21 protein-coding genes are annotated in these 24,924 nt (G+C 59.4%); 10 read left to right on the top strand and 11 right to left on the bottom strand.

Annotated features, from left to right (window positions below):
* Nucleotides 1–70 precede the first annotated feature (70 nt).
* Together ACIPF8_RS15650 and panB are read left to right on the top strand one after the other, a co-directional pair.
* Entirely contained in the window at nucleotides 71–718 is a 648-nt protein-coding gene (locus ACIPF8_RS15650) for a deoxynucleoside kinase (RefSeq protein ID WP_061535455.1), read from the top strand.
* A 2-nt stretch (nucleotides 719–720) separates the two neighbouring features.
* Complete coding sequence (panB, locus tag ACIPF8_RS15645) at nucleotides 721–1,572, top strand: 3-methyl-2-oxobutanoate hydroxymethyltransferase (RefSeq protein WP_400422627.1); 852 nt, start codon at nucleotides 721–723, stop codon at nucleotides 1,570–1,572.
* Between the two features lie 87 nt (nucleotides 1,573–1,659).
* On the opposite strand, the gene ACIPF8_RS15640 is transcribed toward panB, so the two are convergent.
* The 6 genes from ACIPF8_RS15640 to ACIPF8_RS15615 all read right to left on the bottom strand — a co-directional run bounded on the left by ACIPF8_RS15640 (nucleotide 1,660) and on the right by ACIPF8_RS15615 (nucleotide 7,436).
* Nucleotides 1,660–2,532, bottom strand: coding sequence for a peptidase (locus ACIPF8_RS15640; RefSeq protein WP_400422624.1), 873 nt, complete (start codon nucleotides 2,530–2,532; stop codon nucleotides 1,660–1,662).
* 116 nt (nucleotides 2,533–2,648) lie between these two features.
* Nucleotides 2,649–3,461 (bottom strand): transglutaminase domain-containing protein, encoded by an 813-nt coding sequence (locus tag ACIPF8_RS15635; protein WP_400422621.1) that lies wholly within the window; start codon nucleotides 3,459–3,461, stop codon nucleotides 2,649–2,651.
* A 138-nt stretch (nucleotides 3,462–3,599) separates the two neighbouring features.
* The gene (locus tag ACIPF8_RS15630; RefSeq protein ID WP_400422618.1) at nucleotides 3,600–4,616 is read right to left on the bottom strand and encodes an alpha-E domain-containing protein; all 1,017 of its coding nucleotides are present in this window, start codon (nucleotides 4,614–4,616) and stop codon (nucleotides 3,600–3,602) included.
* Between the two features lies 1 nt (nucleotide 4,617).
* Nucleotides 4,618–6,033 carry a circularly permuted type 2 ATP-grasp protein gene (locus ACIPF8_RS15625; RefSeq protein WP_400422615.1) on the bottom strand — a complete coding sequence of 472 codons (1,416 nt, stop codon included), beginning with the start codon at nucleotides 6,031–6,033 and terminating at the stop codon, nucleotides 4,618–4,620.
* Between the two features lie 265 nt (nucleotides 6,034–6,298).
* On the bottom strand, nucleotides 6,299–6,733 hold the full coding sequence (locus ACIPF8_RS15620; protein ID WP_400422612.1) for a cupin domain-containing protein: 435 nt from the start codon (nucleotides 6,731–6,733) through the stop codon (nucleotides 6,299–6,301).
* Between the two features lie 46 nt (nucleotides 6,734–6,779).
* Nucleotides 6,780–7,436, bottom strand: a complete 657-nt coding sequence (locus ACIPF8_RS15615) for a glutathione S-transferase family protein (protein WP_400422609.1) — start codon at nucleotides 7,434–7,436, stop codon at nucleotides 6,780–6,782.
* 142 nt (nucleotides 7,437–7,578) lie between these two features.
* Between ACIPF8_RS15615 and ACIPF8_RS15610 the strand changes: the two genes are divergently transcribed.
* The 4 genes from ACIPF8_RS15610 to ACIPF8_RS15595 all read left to right on the top strand — a co-directional run bounded on the left by ACIPF8_RS15610 (nucleotide 7,579) and on the right by ACIPF8_RS15595 (nucleotide 15,817).
* The gene (locus tag ACIPF8_RS15610; RefSeq protein ID WP_400422606.1) at nucleotides 7,579–8,802 is read left to right on the top strand and encodes a polyhydroxyalkanoate depolymerase; all 1,224 of its coding nucleotides are present in this window, start codon (nucleotides 7,579–7,581) and stop codon (nucleotides 8,800–8,802) included.
* A 55-nt stretch (nucleotides 8,803–8,857) separates the two neighbouring features.
* Complete coding sequence (locus ACIPF8_RS15605) at nucleotides 8,858–12,211, top strand: DUF2126 domain-containing protein (protein ID WP_400422604.1); 3,354 nt, start codon at nucleotides 8,858–8,860, stop codon at nucleotides 12,209–12,211.
* 130 nt (nucleotides 12,212–12,341) lie between these two features.
* On the top strand, nucleotides 12,342–14,885 hold the full coding sequence (locus tag ACIPF8_RS15600; protein WP_400422601.1) for a circularly permuted type 2 ATP-grasp protein: 2,544 nt from the start codon (nucleotides 12,342–12,344) through the stop codon (nucleotides 14,883–14,885).
* Nucleotides 14,885–15,817 carry a transglutaminase N-terminal domain-containing protein gene (locus ACIPF8_RS15595; RefSeq protein WP_400422598.1) on the top strand — a complete coding sequence of 311 codons (933 nt, stop codon included), beginning with the start codon at nucleotides 14,885–14,887 and terminating at the stop codon, nucleotides 15,815–15,817. Before ACIPF8_RS15600 ends, ACIPF8_RS15595 begins: the two co-directional genes overlap by 1 nt.
* A gap of 18 nt (nucleotides 15,818–15,835) precedes the next feature.
* On the opposite strand, the gene ACIPF8_RS15590 is transcribed toward ACIPF8_RS15595, so the two are convergent.
* Genes ACIPF8_RS15590 through ACIPF8_RS15575 form a run of 4 tightly spaced genes read right to left on the bottom strand, consistent with a single transcriptional unit; the run spans nucleotide 15,836 to nucleotide 20,468 of the window.
* Nucleotides 15,836–17,872 carry a sodium:solute symporter family protein gene (locus ACIPF8_RS15590; protein WP_400422595.1) on the bottom strand — a complete coding sequence of 679 codons (2,037 nt, stop codon included), beginning with the start codon at nucleotides 17,870–17,872 and terminating at the stop codon, nucleotides 15,836–15,838.
* Nucleotides 17,869–18,141: a DUF4212 domain-containing protein gene (locus ACIPF8_RS15585; RefSeq protein ID WP_400422592.1), complete on the bottom strand. Its 273-nt coding sequence runs from the start codon at nucleotides 18,139–18,141 to the stop codon at nucleotides 17,869–17,871. The genes ACIPF8_RS15590 and ACIPF8_RS15585 overlap by 4 nt, the downstream gene beginning before the upstream one ends.
* A 34-nt stretch (nucleotides 18,142–18,175) precedes the next feature.
* Nucleotides 18,176–19,714, bottom strand: coding sequence for a sensor histidine kinase N-terminal domain-containing protein (locus tag ACIPF8_RS15580; RefSeq protein ID WP_400422589.1), 1,539 nt, complete (start codon nucleotides 19,712–19,714; stop codon nucleotides 18,176–18,178).
* 10 nt (nucleotides 19,715–19,724) lie between these two features.
* On the bottom strand, nucleotides 19,725–20,468 hold the full coding sequence (locus ACIPF8_RS15575; protein ID WP_400422587.1) for a response regulator: 744 nt from the start codon (nucleotides 20,466–20,468) through the stop codon (nucleotides 19,725–19,727).
* 168 nt (nucleotides 20,469–20,636) lie between these two features.
* Here ACIPF8_RS15575 and ACIPF8_RS15570 point away from each other — a divergent pair, with 168 nt between their 5' ends.
* The 4 genes from ACIPF8_RS15570 to ACIPF8_RS15555 all read left to right on the top strand — a co-directional run bounded on the left by ACIPF8_RS15570 (nucleotide 20,637) and on the right by ACIPF8_RS15555 (nucleotide 23,907).
* Nucleotides 20,637–20,969, top strand: a complete 333-nt coding sequence (locus ACIPF8_RS15570; protein ID WP_400422584.1) for a hypothetical protein — start codon at nucleotides 20,637–20,639, stop codon at nucleotides 20,967–20,969.
* A gap of 232 nt (nucleotides 20,970–21,201) precedes the next feature.
* Nucleotides 21,202–22,158, top strand: a complete 957-nt coding sequence (locus ACIPF8_RS15565; RefSeq protein WP_400422581.1) for a Tim44 domain-containing protein — start codon at nucleotides 21,202–21,204, stop codon at nucleotides 22,156–22,158.
* A gap of 114 nt (nucleotides 22,159–22,272) precedes the next feature.
* Nucleotides 22,273–23,307 (top strand): tryptophan--tRNA ligase, encoded by a 1,035-nt coding sequence (trpS, locus tag ACIPF8_RS15560; protein ID WP_400422579.1) that lies wholly within the window; start codon nucleotides 22,273–22,275, stop codon nucleotides 23,305–23,307.
* A gap of 183 nt (nucleotides 23,308–23,490) precedes the next feature.
* On the top strand, nucleotides 23,491–23,907 hold the full coding sequence (locus ACIPF8_RS15555) for a hypothetical protein (protein ID WP_400422576.1): 417 nt from the start codon (nucleotides 23,491–23,493) through the stop codon (nucleotides 23,905–23,907).
* Between the two features lie 16 nt (nucleotides 23,908–23,923).
* On the opposite strand, the gene ACIPF8_RS15550 is transcribed toward ACIPF8_RS15555, so the two are convergent.
* Nucleotides 23,924–24,868, bottom strand: coding sequence for a LysR family transcriptional regulator (locus ACIPF8_RS15550; RefSeq protein WP_400422574.1), 945 nt, complete (start codon nucleotides 24,866–24,868; stop codon nucleotides 23,924–23,926).
* Between the last annotated feature and the right edge of the window lie 56 nt (nucleotides 24,869–24,924).

The following is a 24,924-nucleotide window of genomic DNA, read 5'->3' as shown; positions in this document are numbered from 1 at the left end:
GATGCCTGCCGGTTACGCCGGCTTCTGGCACACTGTCCACTTCTTGCGTATCCGCACACCATTCTCGAACATGAATCTAGCCAGCTACAAATACATCGTTGTCGAAGGTCCGATCGGGGTCGGCAAGACCACGCTGGTCAACAAGATCGCCATGCACCTGGGCGGCAAGGTTTTGCTGGAACAGCCGCAGGCGAATCCGTTCCTGGAAAAGTTTTACCGTGACGCTCCGCGTTACGCGCTGTCGACGCAAATGTTCTTCCTGTTCCAGCGCATCAATCAGTTGCGTGATGCCGCGCAGGAAGACCTGTTCGACAATAACGGTCACCTGATCGCCGATTTCCTGCTGGCCAAGGATCCGATTTTCGCGCGCCTGACGTTGGCTGACGAAGAACTCAAGCTATATCAGCAGATGTACGACCATCTGCGGCCGCAGGTGGCGACGCCGGACCTGGTGATCTATCTGCAGGCCGAACCGGAAACCCTGGTCGGACGCATCAGGAAGCGCGGCATCGAGATGGAGGCGGGTATTTCGCCCGAGTACCTGGCGCGCCTGTGCGAGAGCTATAGCAGCTTTTTTTATCATTACGACGATGCGCCTTTGCTGATCGTCAATAACGAACATCTGGATTTGGCCGGCAACGACGCCGACTTCAACTTGCTCTTGGCGCGCATCGACGGCATGCGCGGCAAGCGTGAATTTTTCAATCGTGGAGAATGACAATGGCAGGCTATCTACAAGGCGGTGAGCCGGCAGCAGACGGCAAGGCGCCGGTTGCGCGCACTAAACCGATTACTATCCCGGCATTGCAGGCGTTGCGCGACAAGGGTGAAAAAATCACCATGCTGACCTGCTATGACGCCAGCTTTGCGTCACTGATGGACCGTTGCGGCGTCGAGACGCTGCTGATCGGCGATTCGCTCGGCATGGTGTGCCAGGGCCACAATTCGACCTTGCCGGTATCGGTGCAGGATATCGTTTATCACACTGCCAGCGTGGCGCGCGGCAACCGCACGGCGCTGGTGCTGGCTGACCTGCCGTTCGGCGCCTATGCGACGCCGGAAAGCGCATTTGCCAATGCGGTGCCGGTGATCCAGGCCGGTGCGCAAATGGTCAAGATCGAAGGCGGCACCTGGCTGGCGCCGACCGTGCGCTTCCTGACCGAACGCGCGATCCCGGTGTGCGGCCATCTCGGCCTGACGCCGCAATCGGTGCATCAGATGGGCGGCTACAAGGTGCAGGGCAAGTCGCACGCAGCAGCCGAACAACTGAAGGCCGACGCGTTGGCGCTACAGGAAGCGGGCGCCAGCCTGCTGGTGCTGGAAGCGATTCCGGCGGCGCTCGGCAAGGAAGTCAGCGAGTTGCTGTCGATCCCGACCATCGGGATAGGCGCCGGCCCGGATTGTTCCGGCCAGGTGTTGGTGATGCACGACCTGATGGGGGTTTTCCCCGGCCACAAGGCGCGCTTCGTGAAAGACTTCATGCAAGGCCAAACCAGCATCGACGCTGCTGTGCTGGCGTATGTGCGCGCGGTCAAGGATCAGTCGTTTCCAGCGCCTGAGCATTGTTTCTGACATGGCCTGGTGACTTTGCCCGGGTTTAAGCAGGGCACAAAATGAAAACGGCGCCGAATCACGGCGCCGTTTTTTTATAGGGTTCTTTCAGCGTTGCTTGCTGTCGCTACCTTGCGCCAGCGTCTGCAGCGGCGCCGGCGGGTTCTCGGTGGCCAGTCCTTGCGGCGGCAGCACCACCAGCGGCTGGCTGCGCGAGCCTTGCGCCGACAGCACATTGGCTGTGGTTTCCGGGTCGGCATTCCAGACTGGATCGGCGAGGCCGTCGAACACGGTTTTGAGCTGCTTGCCCCAGTTTTCGCGGATCATCTGAAAGTACTGGTTCTTTTCGCCGATGGTGACGAAGCGGGTGACCGCCAGCGTATCGTGTTCATATAGCAGCATGTCCAGTGGCAAACCAACCGAGACGTTGGAGCGTAGCGTCGAATCCATCGAAATCAGCGCACATTTTGCCGCCTCGTCGAGCGACGAAGCCGGGGTGATGACGCGATCCAGGATCGGCTTGCCGTACTTCGATTCGCCGATCTGGAAGTAGGTGTTTTCGTTGTGCGATTCAATGAAATTGCCGGCTGAATAAATCTGGAACAGGCGGCAACGCTCGCCCTTGATCTGGCCGCCGAAGATGATGCTGACGTTGAAATCGATGCCGAATTTTTCCAGCGCCTGCGCTTCGCGGTCGTGCACGGTGCGGATCGCCTCGCCGACGATTTGCGCGGCTTCATACATCGAATCGACAGTCCAGATGGTCTTGCCGGCGGCATTCATGCGCTCGCCGATGATTTCCTTGACCGATTGCGAAATCGACAGGTTGCCGGCGGTCATGAGGACCATCAGGCGATCGCCCGGATTCTCGAACACGCTCATCTTGCGCGCAGTGGCGACATGGTCGACACCCGCATTGGTGCGGGAGTCGGAGAGAAAAACCAGGCCGGAATCGAGGCGCAGGGCAACGCAGTAAGTCATGGTGTCAGAGAAAAACGCAAAGAGAGGATTTTACAGGAACCCAAGGTCGTTTCCTGCTCAGGTTGCTACGGTTTTGTTGTTTGTGCAACAAGTTTTTACACATTCTCCCGCTTGTTTCATTGATCTGATGGCAGTGCGGAAACATTGACCTGTACCGTCAGCGTTTCTTCACCACCGCCGCGCCGCACGCCGCGCACCGGCGCCGCCGAATCGTAGTCGCGCCCGATTGCCAGGCGACAATAATTGTTGCTGGCAAAGCAGGCGTGGGTCACATCGATGCTGATCCAGCCGGCAAAATCGCTTTCCTGCACCCAGACATCAACCCAGGCGTGGCTTTCCGCATGATTGGTATTGCCGGGATCGATATAGCCCGATACGTAGCGCGCCGGGATGCCGACGGTGTGGCAGCAAGCCAGGAACAGATGGGCATGGTCCTGGCACACGCCCTGGCCTTGAGCCAGTGCGTCGTCGGCGCTGGTGGTCACCGCAGTCGAACCGCTTTGATAGGCAACCGCGGCGCAGATTGCTTGCGCCAGATCCAGCAATTGCTTGCTGCCGGCGCCGGCTTGCAGGTGGCGATGGGCGAAGTCCATGACGGCAACGGTGGGCTGCGTCAGTTGTGTCGCCACCGTAAATACCAACGGCGAAAATTCGCCCGGCTGCGGCAGCCGGCCCAAATGCAAGGGCGCGACCGCCACAGTGCCTTCAGCGATGATGCGCACCTCGTGGTGCGGCCTGGTGATGGTCAGTGTATGGCTCAGATTGCCGAATGCATCGGTGAACGGATGACGGGTGCCCGAGCTGCGGATATTCCAGGCCAGCGTGCGCTGCTGCACTTCGGCGCGCGGCGACAGGCGCAACTGCTGGATGGTATAGGTCAGCGGCGCGGTGTAGTGATAAACCGTTTCATGCCGAATAGTCAGGAGCATGGCGGGTCTATCCTGGAAGCGCTAGTGATGCAGGTGTTGAGATACATTTCCGGCTTTCTGGCTGACGGGTTTGAAAATACTGCGTAAGCCGCTTGATCGACCTGACTATCTACGTAACTGCCGCTTCCAGGTACCGGTCTAAGTATTCAGCGGCACCAGGAAGTCGCGGCTGATGCGGTTACCGAGTTCAAAAATCCTTTCAAAGAAACGCGTCAGGTAGTCGTGCAGCCCGGCGTCGAGGATTTCGTCGAGATTGCTGAACTGGAGATCGGCATGTAGCTTGCCGGCGAAGCGTTCGGTATCCGAGGAAATGTCGTTGCGCACGTGCTTCAGATTGCCGACTACCTGCGCCATGCAGGCCAGCAGCGAGCGTGGCATGTCCGGCCGCAGGATCAGCAAATCGGCGACGCGCGCCGGCGTGATCACATCGCGATATACCTTGCGGTAGATTTCGAAGCCCGATACCGAGCGCAGGATCGCCGCCCAGTAATAGAAGTCGACTTGCGGTTCGGCGATCGCGTCCTTGCGTTCTTCGGCGTGCTGCTGTTCCTTGCTCTGTGTCTGTTGCTGGCCGTTCTTCTTGTAGGCCGCGCCTTCCTTGGCGCCGTGGAATTTAACGTCGATGATACGTGCGGTGTTGTCGGCGCGCTCCAGGAATGTGCCGAGGCGGATGAAGTGGAAGGCTTCATCCTTGAGCATGGTGCCGATGGTGACGCCGCGCGACAGGTGCGAGCGATGCTTGACCCATTCGAAGAATTCACTTGGATTCTGCTCCAGCGCATCGGTCTGCAGATAACCTTGCATCTTGATCCAGGTAGCGTTCTGGATTTCCCAGGCTTCAGTGGTCAGCGCGCCGCGCACGGCGCGCGCGTTCTCGCGCGCCTGCTTCAAGCAAGAGGCAATCGACGATGGATTGCCGGGATCGCGCACCATGAAATCGATTACGTCCTTTTGCGTCAGGACGCTGTACTTCTTGTCGAACGCCTGCTGCAACTCGGAAATGCCGAGGATCGCGCGCCAGCCTTTTTCAGCATCTTCGACCGATTGCGGCAACAAGCCGGTTTGCACGTGCACATCCAGCATGCGTGCTGTATTTTCCGCCCGCTCGGTGTAGCGGGACATCCAGAACAAATGATCTGCGGTACGACTGAGCATGTTATTTCTCCAGAATCCAGGTGTCTTTGGTGCCGCCGCCTTGGGACGAGTTGACCACCAGCGAGCCATCCTTGAGCGCTACGCGGGTCAGGCCGCCGCGCACCATCGAGACAGTTTTTCCGGATAGTACAAACGGCCGCAAGTCGATGTGGCGCGGCGCGATGCCGGATTCGACATAGGTAGGGCAGGCGGACAGCGCCAGCGTTGGCTGTGCGATGTAGCCTTCAGGCTTGGCAAGAATGCGCTGGCGGAAATCTTCGATTTCCTGTTTGGTCGAGGCCGGTCCAACCAGCATGCCGTAACCGCCGGCGCCATGCACTTCCTTGACCACCAGATCATTGAGATTATCGAGCGTGTACTGCAGATCTTCTTTTTTCCTGCACTGGAAAGTGGGGACGTTGTTGAGGATCGGCTTTTCCGACAGGTAGAACTGGATCATGTCCGGCACAAATGGATAGATCGATTTGTCATCGGCGACGCCGGTGCCGATCGCATTCGCCAAGGTCACATTGCCGGCGCGGTACACCGACAGCAGACCCGGCACGCCGAGCGACGAATCGGGGCGGAACGCGAGGGGATCGAGGTAGTCATCGTCAATGCGGCGGTAGATCACGTCGACCCGCTTGGGGCCGCGCGTGGTGCGCATGTAGACGGCGTTGTCGTTGACGAACAAATCCTGGCCTTCGACCAGCTCCACACCCATCTGCTGGGCCAGGAACGCGTGTTCGAAATAGGCTGAGTTGTACATCCCCGGCGTCATCACCACCACAGTCGGATCGGTGACGCCGATCGGCGCGACCGAGCGCAGGTTGTCGAGCAACATGTCGGGATAATGCGCGACCGGCGCAATTTTATGGCGCAGGAACAGCTCAGGGAACAAGCGCATCATCATCTTGCGGTCTTCCAGCATGTACGACACGCCGGACGGTACCCGCAGGTTATCTTCCAGCACGTAGAACTCACCCTGGCCGGCACGCACGATGTCGACGCCGGCAATATGCGCGTAGATATCCGAAGCGACCGAGATGCCTTGCATTTCAGGGCGGTACTGGGCGTTGCGGAAAATCTGCTCGGCGGGAATCACGCCTGCCTTGACGATGTTCTGGTCGTGGTAGATGTCGTGGATGAACATGTTGAGCGCTTTCACGCGCTGCACCAGGCCGGCTTCCAGGGTCGCCCATTCCTGCGCGTGGATGATGCGCGGAATGATGTCGAAGGGGATCAGGCGTTCAGTGCCGGCATCGTTGCCATACACGGCGAAAGTGATGCCGACCCGGCGGAAAATCAGGTCTGCTTCGGCGCGTTTGCGGGCGATCGTTTCAGCGCTTTGCGCTGCCAGCCAAGAGGAGAATTCGTCATAGTGCGGGCGCACCGACGAGTTGCCATCGGAATACATTTCATCGAAAAAATTTGCCATGATCTTGCTTTGCTGTGGTTTGATCGGAAACTATCAAGTAGCTATCAAGAAGCGTGCCCGTAGCATCCGGCTGGTCGCCGATGATTGCCGTTTATTGCCTGTTAAGCATTATCTTATTCAAAGATTAACACGATGTATTGCGTTATGAATAGATTTTATTTTTCGGCACTGCTACGTTCGCTCTTAGCAAATTTTGCGTAATCTGGGTGTCGGCCTCCGTGTTGATTTGATTGCAAAAATTTGTCTCAAATACTGGTGAGCCTGTTCAAACCCAAGGCTTTGGCGCCGGGACGGCGCACGGTGCGGGCATGTCGATCGACGTGAACGCGGCCGGGCTAACGATTTCAAGATACTCCATGTCTTTGGAGTAGTCGAATAAAAAATGCACGATACCGGGGCGTTGATGCACGCAATCGCCCGCCTTGACCAGGGTTTCCTTGTCTTCATACATGAAGCGCGCCCAGCCTTTGAGCATGTACACGATGTGGAAATTCGCTTCATGCCGATGCCAGCCGGTGCCGATTTCCGGCGCCATGTTGGCCTTGACCAGATGGGCGACAACCTGGCCGCCGGTGGCGGCTGCGATACCGAGATCGCGATACAGGAAAAAATCGCGCAAGCCGCCCGATTCGAATGCAGTGTCGCCTTCGCAGACGTGGGAAAACAAGGTGTGTGGGCTGGTTTCTGTACTTGTATCCATCGCAGCTATCCTTTCAGGTCAGTAAGCGTGCAAGCTCTTCAGCGTTTCAGAATTCCACATCCAGTTCATTGATATCTTCCGGCTCCAGTTTGGCAGCCTTGATCCATTCCTGCATTTCCGGCATGGCGATGATGCGTTTGCAATACGCGCTGCAGATGGAATCCAGTTTGACATCGTAGGTCAGGAACCGGGTGGTCACCGGCGCATACATGGCGTCCGCCATAGAACGTTCCTCGCCAAACAGGAAAGGTCCGCCATAGGTTGCCAGGCATTGTTTCCAGATGGTGGTGATGCGCTTGATGTCGGCTTCCGCGCGCGACCAGACCTTGAAGTCTGGAAAATGCGCCTTGATGTTCATCGGCAGGGCGGAGCGCAGGGCGCTGAAGCCGGAGTGCATTTCACCGCAGATGGAGCGGCAATGGGCGCGCGCCGCGCGATCGGCCGGCAGCAGCCCGGATTTGGGCCGGATCTCGTTGAGGTACTCGGCGATGGCCAGGGTATCCCACACCACGATATTGCCGTGATACAGGCAAGGCACCAGAATCGATGACGACAGCAGCAGTATTTCGGCGCGGGCGTCGGGATCGTCCGGCGAGATCAGGTTTTCCTGGAATTCCAGCCCCGAAAATCTCGTCAGCAACCATCCGCGCAACGACCATGACGAATAGTTTTTGCTGGTAATGCTCAAGGTGGTCTTAGGCATGGCAATATTCTTCCGTATTGGGTCGAAAGCGATTTTGATTGGCAAACCGTTTTAACAACACAGAGCAAAGGCCGTGCCAGAAAGTTGGGCATAGATATTGCAGACGTAGCGTTTGGCGGCATTCCAATAACAGGGTAGTCCCATGACGAAAATTTACCAGGCATATCAGGGCTATGCGGATCTCAGCGATCCGATGCGCGTGCTGGCAGGTGCAGCGGCTCCCATGTTCAGCAACAAATGGCCGGGTTGGCCGGATAGCCTGGCGCTGCGCAAGATGGCGGCAGCCTGCGAAGTGTTTTCATGCACCCAGTTGACGCATCAGCGCCCTGCATTCGGGATCGACAGCGTGGAAGAGAATGGCTGCACGGTTTCGGTGCATGAAGAGGTGGTTGAGCAGACGCCGTTTTGCACTTTGTTGCGTTTCAGTAAGGGCAGCAATGTGGAGCAGCCCCGCGTCCTGCTGGTGGCGCCGATGTCAGGTCATTTTGCGACGCTGCTGCGCGGTACCGTGGCAACCCTGCTGCGCGATCACGATGTGTATATCACCGACTGGCACAATGCCCGCGACGTCGCCTTGAGCGACGGTCGTTTTGGCTTCGACGAGTATGTCGCGCACCTGATCCGCTTTATCGAGACAATCGGTCCCGGCACACATCTGGTGGCAGTCTGCCAGCCGACCGTGGCGGCGCTGGTGGCGGTTTCGCTGATGGCCGCGGAACGTCATCCGGCGCAACCCGCCAGCATGACGCTGATGGCCGGTCCGATCGATACCCGCATCAATCCAACCGCGGTCAACCACCTGGCCAAAAGCAAGCCGATCGACTGGTTTGAAAAAAACCTGGTCAGCACCGTTCCCGGCCGTTACGCTGGTAGCCAGCGCCAGGTCTATCCTGGTTTCCTGCAACTGACCGCGTTCATGAACATGAACCTGGAGCGGCATATGAAGGCCTTTCAAAACCTGTATAACTACCTGGTCGAAGGGGAGGTGGAAAAAGCCAACGCCATCAAGACTTTCTACGCCGAGTATTTCGCAATGTCGGATCTGGCCGCCGAGTTTTACCTGGAAACGGTGCAAAGCGTGTTCCAGGATCATGCACTGCCGCTGGGCGAGCTGCAGGCGCTGGGGCGCACCGTCGAACCGGCAGCGATTCGCCGCACCGCCCTGTTCACTGTGGAGGGAGAGAAGGACGATATTTGCGCGGTAGGCCAGACCGTGGCGGCGCAGGACATGTGCAGCGGCATCCGTCCGTACATGAAATCGCACCACGTGCAAACCGGTGTCGGGCACTATGGTGTCTTCAATGGCCGGCGCTGGGATAACGAAATTTATCCACGCTTGCGGGATTTCATCTACAGCCACCAGTAGGATGGGCACGCGTGCTCACCCACGAAAAGATTATTGATTGTCGCAGAGGATACCCATGTCAATTCACGTAGCACTCAATCATCTCACCACCTATCGCTACGAACGCCCGATCAGCCTGGGCCCCCAAATCATCCGCCTGCGGCCGGCGCCGCATTGCCGCACCCGCATCCTCAGCTATTCGCTGCGGATCTTGCCGGAGCCGCATTTCATCAACTGGCAACAGGACCCGCAAGCGAACTACCTGGCGCGGCTGGTGTTCCCGGAAAAGACGACTGAGTTCCGCATCGAGGTCGACCTGGTAGCCGAAATGTCGGTCCTTAATCCTTTCGATTTCTTCCTGGAGCCCTACGCCGAGAAAGTGCCGTTTTCGTATGCGCCGGAACTGCAGAACGAACTGGAACCGTATCGCAAGAAATTGCCGCTGACGCCGCTGCTGCAAAAATTCCTCGACCAGGTGCCGCGCGAGCGCGTGCGCAGCGAGGATTTCCTGGTCAGCTTGAACCAGAAGCTGGCGCAGATGATCAGCTACACGATCCGCATGGAACCTGGCGTGCAAACGCCGGAGCAAACGCTACGCCTCGGCTCCGGCTCCTGCCGCGATTCGTCCTGGCTGCTGGTGCAAATATTGCGCTACCTGGGACTGGCAGCGCGCTTCGTTTCAGGTTATCTGATCCAGTTGACGGCGGATCAGAAGTCGCTCGATGGTCCGTCCGGGCCGCAAGCCGATTTCACCGACCTGCACGCCTGGTGCGAGGTGTATCTGCCCGGCGCCGGCTGGATCGGCCTCGATCCTACTTCCGGCCTATTCGCCGGCGAAGGCCACATCCCGTTGTCATGCACGCCTGAACCCTCATCGGCAGCCCCGGTCAGCGGCATGGTCGAGCCGTGCGAAGTAGTGTTCGAGCATGCGATGAGCGTCAGCCGGATCTGGGAATCGCCGCGCGTCACCAAGCCGTACAGCGAACAGCAATGGGAAGAGATCGAGGAGTTGGGTCACGCCATCGACGACGATCTGGACGAACTCGACGTGCGTCTGACGATGGGTGGCGAACCGACTTTCGTGGCGCTCGATCATCCCGAAGGCGAGGAATGGAATACCGCCGCGATGGGACCGACCAAGAAACCATTGGCGGCGCAACTGTATCACCGCCTGCGTCAGCAATATGCAGCGGAAGGCTTGCCGCATTTCGGCCAGGGGAAATGGTATCCGGGTGAACAGCTGCCGCGTTGGGCGCTCAATTGCTACTGGCGGCGCGATGGCGAGCCGATCTGGAATACGCCGGAACTGATCGCCGACGAAACATTGCAGCAGGCGCCCGATGACGGCATCGCCGAACGCTTCTTGCAAGGTGTCGCCGCACGGCTGGGATTGGATCGCCAGTATGTGTTTGCGGCCTATGAAGACATCTACTACTACCTGTGGCGCGAGCGTCGTCTGGCGATCAACGTCGATCCATCCGATGCCCGCCTCGATGACAAACAGGAACGCGCCAGGCTGGCGCGGGTGTTTTCGCAGGGCTTGCGCAAGGTAGCAGGGTTTGTGTTGCCGCTAGCGCGTACGCCGGATGACAGCGATTGGAAAAGCGGCAGCTGGTACTTGCGTAGCGAGTATTGTTACCTGCTGCCAGGCGACTCCCCGCTGGGCTATCGCTTGCCGCTGGATTCGCAGCCGTGGGTCAAGGAAGGCGACTTCCCTTATGTGCACCAAGCGGACCCGACCCAGGCGTTTCAGCCGCTGCCGATCGCGCAACAGATTCGGCATCAATTGTCGACGCCGGCTTTCGCTGCCACAAAAACCGCGGCAAGCAATGGTTCCAGCGATGCACCGAAATACAGTTCGGCGTTCAACGGCGATACGCACGCCGTGCCGGCGCCATTCGAATCTGCCGACGAAATCGCGCGCACCGCGTTGTGTGCGGAAGTACGGCAAGGTACCTTGTACCTGTTCATGCCGCCGCTGGCGCGGCTGGAAGATTATCTGGAACTGGTGGCGGCCATCGAAGCCACCGCCGAGGCCTTGCAGCAACCGATGCTGCTGGAAGGCTATGAACCACCTTCCGATCCGCGCCTGGCCAAGTTCAGCGTCACCCCCGATCCAGGCGTGATTGAAGTGAATATCCAGCCGATGCACAGCTGGAGCGAACTGGTGGCCAACACCAACTATTTGTACGATGTCGCCCGTGAGACACGCCTGACTACAGAGAAATTCATGCTCGATGGCCATCACTCCGGCACTGGCGGCGGCAACCATCTGGTGCTGGGCGGCGCCACCACCGGCGATTCGCCATTCCTGCGCCGGCCTGACTTGCTGCGTAGCCTGATCAGTTACTGGCACAACCATCCGGCGTTGTCCTATCTCTTTTCCGGCATGTTCATCGGCCCGACCTCGCAAGCGCCGCGCGTCGACGAAGCGCGCAATGATGCGGTGGTCGAGCTGGAGCTGGCGTTTATCGAAATGGATAAGCAACTGGCCGCCGGCGAATGTGCGCCGTGGCTGGTAGATCGCCTGCTGCGTAATCTGCTGATCGACGTTACCGGCAACACACACCGCGCCGAGTTTTGCATCGACAAATTGTATTCGCCAGACAGCAGCACCGGCCGCCTCGGCCTGCTGGAGTTGCGCGCATTCGAAATGCCGCCGCATGCGCGCATGAGCCTGACCCAGCAGTTGCTGCTGCGGGCACTGGTGGCGCGTTTCTGGAAGACGCCATACACGCCGCCGCGCCTGGTGCGCTGGGGCACCGAACTGCATGATCGCTTCCTGTTGCCGCACTTCATCTGGCAGGATTTCTGCGACGTCATGAATGACATGCAGCAAGCCGGCTATGCGCTCAAGCCGGAATGGTTTGCACCGCATTTTGAGTTCCGCTTTCCGAAAATCGGCGATTTCGCGGTCAATGGTATCGGACTTGAACTGCGCACTGCACTGGAACCTTGGCATGTCTTGGGCGAGGAAAGCCGCTCCGGCGGCAACGCCCGTTATGTCGATTCGTCGCTGGAACGCCTGCAGGTCAAGGTAAGCGGCATGGCGCCGGAGCGTTACGTGCTGACCTGCAACGGCGTGCCGGTGCCACTGCAGCCGACCGGCAGGGTTGGCGAATTCGTCAGCGGCGTGCGCTACCGCGCCTGGCAGCCGCCATCGGCGCTGCATCCGACCATCGGCATCGATTCGCCACTGACCTTCGATTTGGTCGATACCTGGAACGGCCGCAGCCTGGGTGGCTGCCAGTATCACGTGGTGCATCCGGGCGGACGCAGCTACGAGACCTTCCCGGTCAATGCGTTCGAAGCGGAAAGCCGACGCCTGGCTCGCTATTTCCGTCTCAATCACACGCCGGGCCCGATGCAGGTCACAACGCCGATAGCGTCCATCGAGTTCCCATTTACGTTAGACTTACGTCACTTCTGACCAACCTCGGTCGTCAAGGATCGTCAAAGAACCCGGTCATCCCCGCGAGCGCGGGGATGACGTGCCGGAGTTTTTCGACTCCTTGATCCAGGTTGTCTTTAACCAATACAAGTGACGCAAGCGATCAACCATGTACCGGCGTTTACTCGAGAGTTATCCCGCAGAAGCAGATCGCTACGACGAAATGCTTGAGCCCGGCGGCCGTCTGCGGCCGCACTGGCGCACCCTGATCGATCAGCTGGAAGACCTGTCGCCGGAAATCCTGCGCCGGCGCGCACGCGAAGTGCGCGAAGCCATCGCCGCCGATGGCGTCACCTACAATGTCTACGCCGATCCGCAGGGCGCCAATCGCCCCTGGGAACTGGACCTGTTGCCACAGATCATTTCTGCCGAGGAATGGCAGACGCTGTCTGCCGCGGTGACGCAACGCGCGCGCCTGCTCAATGCGGTACTGGCCGATCTGTACGGCCCGCAAACACTGCTGTCCGAAGGCCTGCTGCCACCGGCGCTGGTATTCGGCCAGCATGGCTATCTGTGGCCGTGCCGTGGCATCGAACCGCCCGGCGGCATTCATCTGCACTTGTACGCAATCGACCTGGCGCGCTCGCCGGATGGTCATTGGTGGGTCATGTCGGATCGCACCCAGGGGCCATCGGGTGCTGGCTACGCGTTGCAGAACCGGCAGATCATGTCGCGCGCGATGCCGGATACGGTACGCGACATGCATGTGCAATCGTTGCTGAAATTTTTCCATACCCTGCACAGCAGCCTGAGCGCGCTGGCGCCTTCCGGCGGCGAAGCGCCGCTGGTGGTGTTGCTGACGCCGGGACCGTACAACGAAACCTATTCCGAGCACGCATTCCTGGCGCACACGCTGGGTTTTCCGTTGGTCGAAGGCGCCGACCTGATGGTGCGCGGCGACATGGTGTATCTGAAAACGCTGAGTGGTTTGCGTCGTGTGCATGCAATCCTGCGCCGGCTCGACGACGACTATTGCGATCCGCTGGAATTGCGCGCCGATTCCGCGCTCGGCATTCCCGGGCTGGTACAGGCGGCGCGCCTCGGCAATGTGCTGATCGCCAACTCGCTGGGCAGCGGCGTGCTGGAGTCCGGAGCTTTGCACGGCTTCCTGCCGGCTATCTGCGAACGCTTGCTTGGCCAACCGTTGGCGCTGCCGGCGGTGGCATCCTGGTGGTGCGGCGAGAAGCCGGCGCTTGAATACACCTTGGCCAATCTGGAACAGTTGGTCATCATGCCGGCGTTTCCGTCGATGCGGATGCAGCCGATTTATGGCCACAGCCTGAATGCGCAATCGCGTCAGCGCCTGATCGATAGCTTGCACGCTCAACCGCATGCTTACGTGGCGCAGGAATGGGTGCGTCTGTCGCAGGCCCCGGTGCTGTCGCGCAGCGGCGAATACCGTTTGATGAGCCGGGCAGTTAGTTTGCGCGTGTTCGTGGTGGCTGCCGCCGATGGCAGTTATCATGTGATGCCGGGCGGCCTGACCCGGGTCGCGCCTCGCCAGCGCAAGGATGTGGTGTCGATGCAGCAGGGCGGCGCCAGCAAGGACGTCTGGGTACTCGGACAGATACGTCCGGAAAATGCTGACGCGGCTGACGGCACTAGCACGCCGATCGAGCATATCGACGGCCGCCACCGCACGCTGGATGCGATTCGCAGCACCGTCGATATTTCATCGCATGCCGGCGAGAACCTGTTCTGGATGGGCCGCTATGCAGAACGCTGCGACAACCTGGCGCATTTGCTGCGCGCCACTCTGCAACGCAGCCTCGATCTGCAAGGCGAGGCGCGCGAGACGTTCTATCAGCTATGCGACATATGCCGCGGTCTCGGCATTGCGCTGCCGGAAGCCACTGCTGCCGGACGGCCAACGGTCAGTGCGTTGCAGCAGGGCCTGATTGCCGCCATCGTCGATCCGGATGCCGGTATCGGCATTGCCGGCAACCTGCGCCATTTGCATCACTGCGGCTACCAGGTGCGCGAACATCTTTCGTTAGATAACTGGCAGGCGCTCAATCGCATGCCCGGGTTGGTAGCGGACGGCGGCAATGCCGGCCTGCCGCCGGCCGCCGCCTTGAACATGCTGAACAACGTGATCCAGGCCTGCGTTGGCCTGGCCGGCCATGCGCTGGACGACATGACCCGCGATGAAGGCTGGCATTTCCTGATGCTGGGACGCCACATCGAACGCATGACGCATCTGGCGACATTGTTCGGCCTGTTCCTGCGCATGCCGGAGGAGCGCCAGAACCGCACATTGCCGTGGCTGCTGGAGTCCGCCAACAGCGTGGTGACGTATCGCGTGCGCTATCGGCGTGCGCCGGAATGGCTGCCGGTATTGCATCTGCTGGTGTTCGATATGAGCAATCCGCACGGCATCGCGTTTCAATTCCAGATGCTGGAACGCTACCTGAGCGATATCGGCGAGCAGCTTGGCACGCTCAGCATGGACACGCCGGCGCATTTGTCGGCCTTGCTGCGCGAGTTCGAGCTACAGGATCTCAGCCACGATTCCTTGTTCCTGACGGACGCCAATGCGCGCCTGGTGCAACTGATGCGCGACGCCATAACTGGCGCCTATGCCTTGTCGGATGAATTGGCGCGGCATTTCTTTACGCCGCTGAATGCGCCGGTCAGCCAGGGAGTTTCCTGATGAACGAACACGTTTATCACATCCGCCACGATACGCATTACGCGTACTCATTGCCGGTTCGCTTGTCGCACCAGATGCTGCGCCTGACGCCGCGCTCGCTGCCGTGGCAGACCTGCACCTCGCATGGCATCACCATCACACCGGAACCGCAGCAGTTGCGCATGTTCCTCGACAGTTTCGGCAATCCGCTGCAATCGTTTTCGCTGGAAAGCGACCATAGCGATTTACGTGCGCTGGCTGAATCCTGGGTCACATTGACACCGCGCCAGTTGCCGCAAACCACGCTGCCATGGGAGCAAGTGCGCGAGACGCTGTCCTATCAGGCCGGGCGTTTCCTGCTGCCGGACGACCTGGAAGCAACCCGCTATCTGTTCGAATCGGCGCACGTCAGGATCAAGCGCGAATTCCTGGCTTACGCAGCGGAATCGTTTACGCCAGGATTGCCTTTGCTGGCCGGCATTGAAGCGCTGATGACGCGGATTTTCCGCGAATTCACCTTCGATCCGCTGGCAACTACCGTGTCCACACCGGTCACCGAAGTGTTCGCCACGCAACGCGGCGTGTGTCAGGATTTCGCACATTTCATGCTGTCCTGCCTGCGCTCGCTGGGCCTCGCAGCGCGCTACGTCAGCGGCTACCTGCTGACCGAGCCACCACCAGGACAAGCACGTCTGATCGGCGCCGACGCCTCGCATGCCTGGGTATCTGTGTATTGCCCCGGCAGCAATGGCGAAGGTAATAGCTGGATCGACGCCGATCCGACCAACGGGATTTTCCCCGACACCAGCCACATCACACTCGGCTGGGGGCGCGACTTCCTTGATGTCTCACCGCTGCGCGGCGTGCTGATCGGCGGCGGCCAGCAAACCATGGATGTGGCGGTGACCGTTTTGCCAGGACATGAGGCGCCTGGCTTCGGGTTCGCGGTCTGACGAGATTTTTTCTGAAATTCAAGGCGCCCGCACATGATGCACCAGCGTCACCGCGCGTGGATCGGGCGGTGGTGTCAGCAGGCTGACGACAACCAGCGCCAGCATGCCCGCCGGCACGCCGAAGATGCCGGCCGCCATCGGTGCGATGTGGAACCATTGGCCGCTGACTGAGCCGCCGAGCGCCGGATAGGTGTGCAGCATGTAATAGATGCAGATGCTGAAGCCGACCGCCATTGCGGCGATTGCGCCTTGCTGGTTGCCGCGTTTCCAGAACACGCCGAGCGCCAGCACCGGGAACAAGGTTGAGGCCGCCAGCGAAAACGCCGCGCCCACCATCGACAGGATATCGCCCGGCTTCAACGAAGCGGTGTATGCCGCCAGCAATGCCACCACCAGCAACAGCAGCTTGGACACCGTCACGCGCTTGGCGGTGGAGGCGTGTGGGTCGATCATCTTGTAGTACACATCGTGCGACAAGGCATTCGAAATCGTCAGCAGCAAGCCGTCTGCGGTCGACAGCGCCGCCGCCAGCCCGCCGGCCGCCACCAACCCAGAAATGTAATACGGCAGGCCGGCGATCTCTGGCGTCGCCAGTACGATCATGTCGGCGTCCAGCGTGATTTCCGACAGCTGCACGATGCCGTCGTGATTGAAGTCGGTGATGCTGACCAGTGGACTGGCCTTGTCGATATTGGCCCAGTACGAGACCCAATCGGGCAGGTGCGCATACTGGGAACCGACCAGCGAGGTGTAGATATAGTATTTGACCAGCACCGCCAGCGCCGGCACCGTCAGGTAGATCAGCAGGATGAAGAACAGTGTCCAGAACACCGACTTGCGGGTTTCCTGCACCGATGGCGTGGTGTAGTAGCGCATCAGGATATGTGGCAGGGAAGCGGTACCGAGCATCAGGCAGAACACCAGGGCCAGGAAATTGTTGCGTTTGATGTCCGATGCCTCCGGCGTGCTGCCGGGGAACGGCGTCGCCTGCGGCACCGGCGGCTCGGCGCGCGCCAGGTTGCTGGCCTTGTCTTCCTGCCACTTGCGCTCGGCTTCTTCGGGTGTTTTCGGATAACTGTTCAAGGCCCGGTTGGCGGCGCGGATCTCGAGCAGAGAGCTGTTGTTGCGCTTCAGTTGTTCGAGATGCTGCTGCGCTTCAATGCGTCCCAGTTCCCAGGATTTAGGCAGGTTGCGCAGGCGGGTGTCGAAGTCGTCGGCGTTGGCCTTGAAGATCGCCCGCACCTGCAGCTCTTTCGGATCGGTATCGAGCTTCTTTTCGATGTCGGTGATTTGCGACAGCACCGAACCATAGGAAATTTGCGCCACCGGATTGCTCGTGTGCTCGGCCGAGAGCCAGACCACCGGGATCAGATAGGCGAACAGGATGATGATGTATTGCGCCACCTGGGTCCAGGTGATCGCCCGCATGCCGCCGAGGAAAGAGCAGACCAGGATACTGGCCAGGCCGAGGAAGATGCCGACTGAAAAATCGACACCCGTGAAGCGCGACGTAATCAAGCCGACGCCGTAAATTTGCGCTACCACGTAGATGAAGGAAATCACTACTGTAGCGATTACGCCGAGTATCCTTATCGGATTGCTGCTGGTGCGGCCGCGATAGCGCGCCGCCAGGAAATCCGGAATCGTGTACTGGCCGAACTTGCGCAGGTACGGCGCGATCAGCAGCGCCACCAAACAGTAGCCGCCGGTCCAGCCGACGATGTAGGCCAGGCCGTCGAAACCTTGCAGGTACAAACCGCCGGCCAGGCTGATGAAGGTGGCTGCAGAAATCCAGTCGGCGGCGGTCGCCATGCCGTTGAACAGACCCGGCACACGGCGCCCGGCGACGTAGTATTCAGAGACATCCGAGGTGCGGCTCATGATGCCGATGCCGGCATACAGGACGATGGTCGCAAACATGAACAGGTAGCCGATCCAGGTACGCGGCAGGCCTTCCTTCTCCAGGATCGCCAACACTACCAGCAGCACAATGAAGCCGCCGGTGTACCAGCCGTAGTAGCGGACCAGGCGCCAGAAAAAAGATTTGTCGCTCATTGCTGTCCGGCGCCGGGGTAACGTTTATCTATTTTTTGCATTTGCCAGGTGTAGATGACGACGATCAGCAGGTACGCCAGCGCCAGTCCCTGCGCCACCAGGTAAAACGACAGCGGCCAGCCGAACAAGGTCATGCCCGACAGTTCACGCGCAAAGTAGATGACGCTGAAGGTCAGGATGAACCAGACCAGCAGCAGCACCGCCGTCAATCGCCGAGTGCTTTGCCAGTGGCTTGCGGGTTGCCGTAGACGCGATTTGAATAGTTGCATGCAGGGTCCAGGGTTCGGTAGGGGGCAGTTGTTGTTATTGGAAATCCGAATTGATGTCTAACGGTGATCTTTGCTGCAGGCGAAAGCTGACGCGGAACAGGCTGCCCGGCTGCTCGGCATCGTTGCTATGCGGGTTGTACGAAATCGTCACGTCGGCATTATGCTGCTGGGCGATCTCGCGTACGATCGCCAGCCCCAGGCCGCTGCCGCCGCGACTACTGTCGAGGATGCGGTAGAAACGGTGGAACACGTGTTCGCGTTCTGCCGGTGGAATGCCGGGGCCGGTATCCTCGATTTCAAGGATCGCCAGCCCGGCTTCCGCTTCACCGCGCACACGTATGGTGACGCGGCCCTCAACCGGGGTGTAATGCAGCGCATTGTCAATCAGGTTGCCGAGCATCTCGCGCAGCATCAGCGGGTTGCCGAGTATCGGCAGCGGCTGGTCGGCCTGTTCAAAGCCGAGGTCGATACGCTGTGTGAACGAGGCCTGGACCCAGTCTTGGACGACGGCGCGGGCAAATTCGGAAAGGTCGATCTGAATGAATGGCGCGCTCTCCTGCGACTGGTTTTCCGCGCGCGCCAGTGACAGTAATTGGTTGACCAGCCGGGTCGCCGATTCCGAACTTTTCGCCAATTGCTCCAGCGAGCGATGGATGTCGTGTGCGCTGGTCTGGCGCAGCGCCAGTTCGGATTGCATGCGCATCCCCGCTAGCGGTGTCTTCATCTGGTGTGCGGCATCGGCGATGAAACGTTTCTGGGTCTGGATCGAAAGTGAAAGACGCGACAGCATGTCGTTGAGCGAACGCACCAATGGTGAAATTTCTTCCGGCACCTGGCCCGAATCGATCGGGCTCAGATCGTCGGGGCGACGGGCGCGGATGCGCTGTTGCAATTCGGACAGCGGCGAGAGGCCGCGCGACAACGCAAACCAGATCAGCGCCAGCGCAATCGGCAGGATCAGGAATTGCGGCAGGATCACGCCCTTGATGATTTCATTCGCCAGGCGCGCCCGTTTTTCCAGCGTCTCGCCGACCTGCACCAGCACCAATTTTGGCTGCTCCGTGCTGCCGGCCACGGTATCGGCGGCGTTGCGCACGTCGACGTAGGTGTAGGCGATCCGTACATCGCTGCCGTGCATGGAGCTGTCCCAGAAGTGGACGGCGCCCGGATGGAACGGGTCTTCGTCCGCAGGTGGTGCATGCATGTCACGATCGCCGTCGATGTATTCGCCGCGCGGACCGGTAATCAGATAGTAGACATTGTCGACATCGTCGGCGCGCAGAAAGTCGCGCGAACTGCCGTTCAGGCGTGTCGTGATTTTACCATTGACGGTGACGACCTGTTGCGACAACACCGTGACGCTATCGTCCAGCGCCTGGTCGAACGGCTGGTTGGCGATCGATTTGGCGACCACATAGGTTATCGCGATGCTGATCGGCCACAGCAGCAGCAGCGGCACCAGCATCCAGTCGAGGATTTCGCCGAACAGCGAGCGCTGTACCCGCTCCTCGGTTTGCGTGACTGGATGGCTCGATGGAGCCGGCTGCGCAGCCATGGATTGAGCTTCGCGCATGATGCAGGTATCAGCCGCGGCCGGATGAGTCAGGTGGCGAGAACGGCGGGGCGGTGCCGGCGCTGAGTGCGTTGGTCACCTGCGGCTCGACGATTTTCTCCAGGCAGTAGCCGAGGCCGCGCACGGTGGCGATGCGCACGCCGCCGCCTTCGATTTTCTTGCGCAGGCGATGTACATACACTTCGATCGCGTTGTTGCTGACTTCCTCGCCCCATTCGCACAAGTGGTCGACCAGTTGTTCTTTCGAGACCAGGCGGCCGGTGCGTTGCAGCAATACTTCCAGCAAGCCGAGTTCTCGCGCCGACAGGTCGAGCATCTGCTCGTTGATGTAGGCGATCCGCCCGACCTGGTCGTAGCTCAGCGGGCCGTGCTTGATCACGGTCGGGCCGCCGCCGGCGCCGCGCCGGGTCAGCGCCCGCACGCGGGCTTCCAGTTCGGATAGTTCAAACGGCTTGGCCATGTAGTCATCGGCGCCGAGGTCCAGCCCCTTCACGCGTTGCTCAAGGGAATCTGCAGCTGTCAGGATCAGGACCGGCAAGCGCGAATTCCTGGCGCGCAAACGGCGCAGCACTTCCAGTCCGCTCATCTTTGGCAGGCCGAGGTCGAGGATCAGCAAATCGAAATCCTGGGTCGACAGCGCGGAATCGGCCTCCATGCCGTTCATGACGCAATCGGTGGCATAGCCGGACTGACGCAGCGAACGTGTCAATCCGTCGGCCAGGACGCTGTCGTCTTCAGCAAGCAAAATACGCATGGTGTGTGTAATTTTCCGTGTACGGTAGGTGGACAGGGCCGGCGCTGCCGCTGACTCCTATCTACTAGTCTATGGCGTTTCATTCTTGGCAGCAAGGCCGCTCTGAAATCCTTCTGGTTTGGTATAATCGGTACTCTTTGATTTCTACGGACGCGGTTTGCCGCTTCGATGCAACGACTCCTGATACTCCTGCTGATCTGTTTGCTGCCGATGCAAGTCTTTGCAGGCACATCCGCATCTCAAGCGGAAGTGGTGGCGACGCTGGCTTTTAGTGCCCAGCAGCATGAGTCTGCAACGCAGTGCAGCATTGCCGACGATTGCAGTTCGCAGGATACGCTTGTCGACGATATCGAGATGCATGTCGATCTTGGCGACGAAACCGTACCGGCTTTCCCCTTTGTATTTGCCGCCGCGACCATCGCTGCGGCGCCCGCGCTGAGCAACGACAAGGCGCGCCAACCACCGTTCCTGCCACCGGCAGGGCCACCCCCCAGAGCATAAGCGCCGTTTCACCGCCTCGGATTTGATCTGCGGCGGTCGGCGCATTCCCATCTGCCGGCATTCATTCGGCAAATCCATGCATCCATTGCGTTGTCAGGCGTGCTGATTTCAGTACGCTGATCGGCGTCTTTCCCGAGACGTGTCAGCGCCTTGGCTTGCGTGTGCAGTTTCAAAAATCAGCAGTACGCATGTATAGCCATGTCCGACATGGCATCAAATCTCAGGAGAAAGTATGAAGAAATTATTTGTCGCGCTGATCGTCGTTGTCATGACGTTGTCAGCCGGAATCTCAACCGTAGAAGCCAAGCGCATGGGCGGTGGCGGCTCGTTCGGCAAGAAGTCGCAAAGCATGAACCGCCAGGCTGCGCCGGCGCAAAACCAGGCAACGAATGCCGCCAAACCGGCTGCCGCAGCAGCGGCGCCGGCAGCCGCCGCAGCGGCCAAGCCAAGCATGTGGAAAGGCTTGCTGGGCGGGGCATTGCTGGGCTTGGGTCTGGGCGCGTTGTTGTCCAGCCTGGGCTTGGGCGGCGCGATGGCCAGCATGATCAGCAACATATTGATGATTGCGCTGTTCGCATTTGCCGCGATGTTCATCTACAAGCTGGTGCGTCGCAAAATGGGTAATGGCGCAGCCGGCAACACTGGCAACAACGGCATGCAGCCGGCCTTCTCGACTCCGGCGCCATCCAGCTTCACGCCGGAAATCGCTTCGCGCATCGAGCAACCGATGCAACGCACCGCATTTGATGCAACCCCTGCAGCGGCTGCTGCCGGTGCCGGTGCAATCGGCGCCGCAGCCTGGGGCGTGCCTGCGGATTTCGATACGGCCGGTTTCCTGCGTCATGCCAAGACCTACTTCCTGCGTTTGCAGGCAGCCTGGGACAAGGCCGACAGCAACGATATCCGTGAGTTCACGACACCGGAAATGTTTGCCGAACTGCGCATGCAACTGCAAGAGCGCGGCGCCTCGGAAAACCATACCGACGTCGTCACGTTGGATGCCGAACTGCTCGGAATCGAAACCCTCGACAATGAGTACCTGGCCAGTGTGCGTTTTACCGGCATGATCAAGGAAGACGATGCAACCACCGTTGCGCCGTTCGCCGAGATCTGGAACTTGTCCAAGCCAAGCACTGGCCAGGGCGGCTGGATTCTGGCAGGGATCGAGCAAGTAGAGCAAAACAGCTGAAATTAAATCTCAGCTAATTGCTGTTTGAAAGCCGCCGGCGACAGATTGCCGGCGGCTTTTTCGTTTTCTGGTGGCACAATATGGGGTTTTCAGGATACTGCTAAAGGAGTTTCAATGAGTTTGCCAGCGAGTTCGTCAGCGACGACCCCGGGTTCTTCCGTGATTTTGACCGGCGATCGTCCGACCGGCCCTTTGCATCTTGGCCATTTCGTCGGCAGCTTGCGCAATCGCGTGGCTTATCAGAACGACTACCAGCAATTCATCATGCTGGCCGATGCCCAGGCCTTGACCGACAACATGGACGACACCAACAAGGTGCATCGCAATGTGGTGGAGGTAGCGCTCGATTACCTGGCGGTCGGCATCGATCCGAGCCGTTCGACGATCCTGATCCAGTCGCAGATTCCTGAGTTGGCGGAGTTGACTTTTTATTACCTGAACCTGGTGACCGTGGCGCGCCTGGAGCGCAATCCAACGGTCAAGGAAGAAATTCGCCTGCGCGGTTTCGAGCGCGACATTCCGGCCGGCTTCCTGACTTATCCTGCCAGCCAGGCTGCCGATATCACCGCATTCAAGGCGGCCATCGTGCCGGTCGGCGAAGACCAGATTCCGATGATCGAACAAACCAATGAAATCGTGCGGCGTTTCAACCGCATCGCGAATCGCGATATCCTGGTCGAGGCGAAGGCGCTGGTACCGGAGATCGGGCGTTTGCCGGGAATCGACGGCAAGGCGAAGATGAGCAAGTCGCTGGGTAATACGATCAACCTGGGGGCGACGGCCGATGAGATCCGGGCGGCGGTGAAAAAGGTATATACCGATCCCCTGCATCTGCGGGTGGAGGATCCTGGTCATATCGAAGGCAATGTGGCTTTCCTTTACCTGGATGCCTTCGATCCGGATCAGGCGGGTTTGGCGGAGATGAAGGCACATTATGTGCGCGGTGGCTTGGGCGATAGTTTGGTGAAAGCGCGTTTGGAGGCTTGCTTGCAGGACTTGCTGGCGCCGATACGGGCGCGGCGCGAGGAGTTGGCGAAGGATCGTGGGCATGTCCTGCAGATACTGAAAGAAGGCACCGCCAAGGCGCGTGAAGTGGCAGCAAAAACCGCCGATGAGGTCAAGGCGGCTTTGGGTTTGACCTACTTCTAAATCTTTGTATCGGCATAAATTGTGGGCGGGTTATTGCATGCCGCGAGCATGGAGACGAAGTGTGTGCCACGACTAAGCAGTTAAATGGGGTCAGATTTTTTTTTCGCGGCTTTTTGCGAAAATTACTCTGCCCCCTTTTAACGGGCCACGGAGTGAGTGCGGTGGTGTATCAGCCTTGTTCGTTTGGCGTTACTTAAAACGGTTGCTACTCCGTGGAAGCTAGCCGGGGGCGGCCCGGCAGCCGCTCACTTTCTTTGCTTCGCCAAAGAAAGTAAGCAAAGAAAGGCGATCGCACAGCCGTTGCCCGCCTTCGGCGGGTTCCCAAATGAGCCGTGCGCCAGTCGGATGGGACACAAACTCGCTTCGCTCAAACATGTGTCCCATAATTCCCGACTGTCACCCGACTCATTTGGCAACGTCAGCATGCGAAAAGTCAAAAACAACGGCAACGGCAACGTCAAAAGCCAATTCAAATTCAAAATCAACAGCAACAGCAACGTCAAAACCACCTCCGCGCAGTTAAATGGGGTCGGAGTTTTTTTTTCGCGGCTTTTTGCGAAAATTACTCTGACCCCATTTAACGAACCACGGAGTAAATAAAAAGGTGCATCTTCCGTTATTGCGCAGCAGAACCCGTCACATTATTCCCCAGTTGTCCCTGCTCCGGAAACAGCTCCCCCAACACCCCACGCAACCACCGATTCGCCGGATCCAGTTCGGCGTTTTCGTGCCAGTACAGGTAGACATCCAATGGCGGTGTCGGCAGCGGTAGCGGGTAAATCCGGTTCGGCAGATTGATGTTGGCGATCTGGGCGTAGTGTTCGGGCATGGTGGTGAGCAGGTCGGAATTGCTGACTACCTGACAGGCTGCGAAGTAGTGCTGGCAGCGCAGGCCGATGTGGCGTTGGCGGCCGATGCGGGCTAGTTCTACGTCTTCGACACCGGGGCCGGTGCGGCGCGAGGAGACCAGGATGTGGTTTTGGGACAGGTAGGTTTCCAGGTCCAGTCCTTTTTTCAATGCAGGATGATCCTGGCGCGCCACCACCACCAACGCATCGCGGGATAGTGGCGTGCTGCGGATTTCACCGGGGCGCTGCAGCAGCACATCGACGGCGATGTCCAGCGTGCCGGCGGCCAGTTCCGATTCCAGTTGTCGTCTTTCCACCCGCACTGAATTGATTTCAATCAGCGGCGCCTTCGCCTGCAGCAGTTGCATCAGCGGCGGCAGCAAGCGCGCTTCCAGCACGCCCGGCAGGCCCAGGTTGAAACTGCGGCGTGTGGTCGCGGGATCGAACTGGTTGCCGTGTTTGACGCTGACTTCCAGGGTTTGCAACGCCTGTCGCACCGGGCCGATCAACGAACGCGTCATCGGCGTCGGCAACATGTTGCTGCCTTGTCGAATGAATAACGGATCGCCCAGCAAGTCGCGCAGCCGCGCCAGCGCGTGGCTGACCGCCGGCTGGGTCAGGTTGAGCGCCTTCGCCGCGCGCGTGATGTTGCCCTCGGCGTAGATGGTGTCGAGCACCACGAACAGGTTGAGATCAATGCGGCTGATATGCATGAGATTAATTATTGTCTATATAAATCATTCATTTGATGAATTATAGCGACTGCGGC

Source organism: Collimonas sp. NPDC087041, from assembly GCF_044745265.1.
In the GTDB taxonomy this organism is placed as follows: domain Bacteria; phylum Pseudomonadota; class Gammaproteobacteria; order Burkholderiales; family Burkholderiaceae_D; genus Collimonas.
The sequence above is the reverse complement of the archived record's forward strand: the minus strand, read 5'-3'. Positions and strand labels throughout refer to the sequence as shown.

Excerpts from the sequence above, each read along its gene's own strand:
- ACIPF8_RS15650 (WP_061535455.1), top strand. The coding sequence starts at position 71 with ATGAATCTAGCCAGCTACAAATACATCGTTGTCGAAGGTCCGATCGGG.
- ACIPF8_RS15590 (WP_400422595.1), bottom strand. The coding sequence starts at position 17,872 with ATGAGCGACAAATCTTTTTTCTGGCGCCTGGTCCGCTACTACGGCTGG.
- ACIPF8_RS15620 (WP_400422612.1), bottom strand. The coding sequence starts at position 6,733 with ATGGATACAAGTACAGAAACCAGCCCACACACCTTGTTTTCCCACGTC.
- ACIPF8_RS15550 (WP_400422574.1), bottom strand. The coding sequence starts at position 24,868 with ATGCATATCAGCCGCATTGATCTCAACCTGTTCGTGGTGCTCGACACC.
- ACIPF8_RS15610 (WP_400422606.1), top strand. The coding sequence starts at position 7,579 with ATGACGAAAATTTACCAGGCATATCAGGGCTATGCGGATCTCAGCGAT.
- panB (WP_400422627.1), top strand. The coding sequence starts at position 721 with ATGGCAGGCTATCTACAAGGCGGTGAGCCGGCAGCAGACGGCAAGGCG.
- ACIPF8_RS15580 (WP_400422589.1), bottom strand. The coding sequence starts at position 19,714 with ATGCGCGAAGCTCAATCCATGGCTGCGCAGCCGGCTCCATCGAGCCAT.
- ACIPF8_RS15575 (WP_400422587.1), bottom strand. The coding sequence starts at position 20,468 with ATGCGTATTTTGCTTGCTGAAGACGACAGCGTCCTGGCCGACGGATTG.
- ACIPF8_RS15565 (WP_400422581.1), top strand. The coding sequence starts at position 21,202 with ATGAAGAAATTATTTGTCGCGCTGATCGTCGTTGTCATGACGTTGTCA.
- ACIPF8_RS15600 (WP_400422601.1), top strand. The coding sequence starts at position 12,342 with ATGTACCGGCGTTTACTCGAGAGTTATCCCGCAGAAGCAGATCGCTAC.
- ACIPF8_RS15615 (WP_400422609.1), bottom strand. The coding sequence starts at position 7,436 with ATGCCTAAGACCACCTTGAGCATTACCAGCAAAAACTATTCGTCATGG.
- ACIPF8_RS15605 (WP_400422604.1), top strand. The coding sequence starts at position 8,858 with ATGTCAATTCACGTAGCACTCAATCATCTCACCACCTATCGCTACGAA.
- trpS (WP_400422579.1), top strand. The coding sequence starts at position 22,273 with ATGAGTTTGCCAGCGAGTTCGTCAGCGACGACCCCGGGTTCTTCCGTG.
- ACIPF8_RS15570 (WP_400422584.1), top strand. The coding sequence starts at position 20,637 with ATGCAACGACTCCTGATACTCCTGCTGATCTGTTTGCTGCCGATGCAA.
- ACIPF8_RS15640 (WP_400422624.1), bottom strand. The coding sequence starts at position 2,532 with ATGACTTACTGCGTTGCCCTGCGCCTCGATTCCGGCCTGGTTTTTCTC.
- ACIPF8_RS15585 (WP_400422592.1), bottom strand. The coding sequence starts at position 18,141 with ATGCAACTATTCAAATCGCGTCTACGGCAACCCGCAAGCCACTGGCAA.
- ACIPF8_RS15630 (WP_400422618.1), bottom strand. The coding sequence starts at position 4,616 with ATGCTCAGTCGTACCGCAGATCATTTGTTCTGGATGTCCCGCTACACC.
- ACIPF8_RS15635 (WP_400422621.1), bottom strand. The coding sequence starts at position 3,461 with ATGCTCCTGACTATTCGGCATGAAACGGTTTATCACTACACCGCGCCG.
- ACIPF8_RS15625 (WP_400422615.1), bottom strand. The coding sequence starts at position 6,033 with ATGGCAAATTTTTTCGATGAAATGTATTCCGATGGCAACTCGTCGGTG.
- ACIPF8_RS15595 (WP_400422598.1), top strand. The coding sequence starts at position 14,885 with ATGAACGAACACGTTTATCACATCCGCCACGATACGCATTACGCGTAC.